This window comes from Streptococcus sp. DFI.7.26, from assembly GCF_022240605.1.
GTDB lineage: Bacteria > Bacillota > Bacilli > Lactobacillales > Streptococcaceae > Streptococcus > Streptococcus xiaochunlingii.
The window spans coordinates 1-300 of the sequence record NZ_JAKOGN010000059.1 but is presented as its reverse complement, the minus strand read 5'-3'; the positions used below and the strand labels follow the sequence as shown (position 1 = coordinate 300).

Below are 300 nucleotides of genomic sequence, written 5' to 3'. Positions count from 1 at the left end.
ATGCTCTCAGAATTCCTCATATTACCTTGTTGGATTTTGATAATGAGAGATACGGTGGCGGTTGGGGAAGAATAAAATATATTTCTGAATATTTGTATGAGTTGAACACAGAGTTCCGAGAATGGTTCCGCACTCAGGGACTTGATTTCAGTGAGATTGGAGAACGAGAGTTTGAATCAATAGATGCACCACGCCTGAATAATTGGTTTAATAAACTCGAAGAATTTAATGTCTACTTTTCATCTCCTTTAGATATTGATTTCTTGATGCTACAACATTATAAAGACAATTATCTGAATA

General features: G+C 35.0%; 1 pseudogene. It reads left to right on the top strand.

The features are described from left to right. Nucleotides 1-300 (top strand): annotated as a pseudogene (locus L0M85_RS09915) (ATP-dependent endonuclease); the annotation flags it as partial.